Genomic DNA, 2,500 nt, shown 5'->3' with positions numbered 1-2,500 from the left:
CTAGTTGTCTGTGCAACCCCACATCCTTTTCCACTTAACAATTATTTTGGGACCTTAGCTGGTGGTCTGGGCTGTTTCCCTTTCGACTACGGATCTTAGCACTCGCAGTCTGACTGCCGACCATAATTCATTGGCATTCGGAGTTTATCTGAGATTGGTAATCCGGGATGGACCCCTCACCCAAACAGTGCTCTACCTCCAAGAATCTTAATGTCGACGCTAGCCCTAAAGCTATTTCGGAGAGAACCAGCTATCTCCAAGTTCGTTTGGAATTTCTCCGCTACCCACAAGTCATCCAAGCACTTTTCAACGTGCCCTGGTTCGGTCCTCCAGTGCGTTTTACCGCACCTTCAACCTGCTCATGGGTAGGTCACATGGTTTCGGGTCTACGACATAATACTAAAGCGCCCTATTCAGACTCGGTTTCCCTGCGGCTCCGTCTCTTCAACTTAACCTCGCATCATATCGTAACTCGCCGGTTCATTCTACAAAAGGCACGCTCTCACCCATTAACGGGCTCGAACTTGTTGTAGGCACACGGTTTCAGGTTCTATTTCACTCCCCTCCCGGGGTGCTTTTCACCTTTCCCTCACGGTACTGGTTCACTATCGGTCACTAGGGAGTATTTAGGGTTGGGAGATGGTCCTCCCAGATTCCGACGAGATTCCACGTGTCTCGCCGTACTCAGGATATTGCTAGGTATAAAGACTATTTTAAATACGAGGCTGTTACTCTCTTTGGCCTACCTTCCCAGGTAGTTCTTCTATAATCTTTAAGTCCACATTGCAGTCCTACAACCCCGAAGAGTAAACTCTTCGGTTTGCCCTCCTGCCGTTTCGCTCGCCGCTACTAAGGCAATCGCTTTTGCTTTCTCTTCCTGCAGCTACTTAGATGTTTCAGTTCACTGCGTCTTCCTCCTCATATCCTTAACAGATATGGGTAACAGGTATCACCTGCTGGGTTCCCCCATTCGGACACCCCCGGATCTAAGCTTACTTACAGCTCCCCGAGGCATTTCGTCGTTTGTCACGTCCTTCTTCGGCTCCTAGTGCCAAGGCATCCACCGTGCGCCCTTATTAACTTAACCTTATTAACCTAATTTTTTCAAAAATTAGAAAACTCATTAAATATTCACAGCGTTTTCGGTTTATTTTCTTGTTACTATTTGATATAGATATTCAATTTTCAATGTTCATCCTTGGTGATCTCTCACCAATGGAGCCTAGCGGGATCGAACCGCTGACCTCCTGCGTGCAAAGCAGGCGCTCTCCCAGCTGAGCTAAGGCCCCACAAGACCTCTCAAAACTAAACAAGACGAACGTGCAGGTTTCCTTATCCTTAGAAAGGAGGTGATCCAGCCGCACCTTCCGATACGGCTACCTTGTTACGACTTCACCCCAATCATCTATCCCACCTTAGGCGGCTGGCTCCTAAAAGGTTACCTCACCGACTTCGGGTGTTACAAACTCTCGTGGTGTGACGGGCGGTGTGTACAAGGCCCGGGAACGTATTCACCGCGGCGTGCTGATCCGCGATTACTAGCGATTCCGACTTCATGTAGGCGAGTTGCAGCCTACAATCCGAACTGAGACTGGCTTTAAGAGATTAGCTTGCCGTCACCGACTTGCGACTCGTTGTACCAGCCATTGTAGCACGTGTGTAGCCCAGGTCATAAGGGGCATGATGATTTGACGTCATCCCCACCTTCCTCCGGTTTATTACCGGCAGTCTCGCTAGAGTGCCCAACTCAATGATGGCAACTAACAATAGGGGTTGCGCTCGTTGCGGGACTTAACCCAACATCTCACGACACGAGCTGACGACAACCATGCACCACCTGTCACCTCTGTCCCGAAGGAAAACTCTATCTCTAGAGCGGTCAGAGGGATGTCAAGACCTGGTAAGGTTCTTCGCGTTGCTTCGAATTAAACCACATGCTCCACCGCTTGTGCGGGCCCCCGTCAATTCCTTTGAGTTTCAACCTTGCGGTCGTACTCCCCAGGCGGAGTGCTTAATGCGTTAGCTGCGGCACTGAGTCCCGGAAAGGACCCAACACCTAGCACTCATCGTTTACGGCGTGGACTACCAGGGTATCTAATCCTGTTTGCTCCCCACGCTTTCGAGCCTCAGCGTCAGTTACAGACCAGAGAGCCGCTTTCGCCACCGGTGTTCCTCCATATATCTACGCATTTCACCGCTACACATGGAATTCCACTCTCCCCTTCTGCACTCAAGTTAAACAGTTTCCAAAGCGTACTATGGTTAAGCCACAGCCTTTAACTTCAGACTTATCTAACCGCCTGCGCTCGCTTTACGCCCAATAAATCCGGATAACGCTCGGGACCTACGTATTACCGCGGCTGCTGGCACGTAGTTAGCCGTCCCTTTCTGGTAAGATACCGTCACAGTGTGAACTTTCCACTCTCACACTCGTTCTTCTCTTACAACAGAGCTTTACGATCCGAAAACCTTCTTCACTCACGCGGCGTTGCTCGGTCAG

General features: G+C 50.2%; 1 tRNA gene and 2 rRNA genes (1 of these 3 cut by a window edge). All 3 read right to left on the bottom strand.

Annotated features, from left to right (window positions below):
• A 23S ribosomal RNA gene (locus tag ABT997_RS09775) occupies nt 1–1,087 on the bottom strand (it extends 1,813 nt beyond the left edge of the window).
• A 129-nt stretch (nt 1,088–1,216) separates the two neighbouring features.
• Nucleotides 1,217–1,289, bottom strand: a tRNA-Ala gene (locus tag ABT997_RS09770).
• Nucleotides 1,290–1,342: 53 nt separating this feature from the next.
• A 16S ribosomal RNA gene (locus ABT997_RS09765) occupies nt 1,343–2,500 on the bottom strand; the annotation flags it as partial.

The sequence above is a fragment of the Streptococcus australis genome, from assembly GCF_040226615.1.
Taxonomy (GTDB): Bacteria; Bacillota; Bacilli; order Lactobacillales; family Streptococcaceae; genus Streptococcus; species Streptococcus australis_E.
This window is presented reverse-complemented; position numbering and strand designations above follow the sequence as displayed.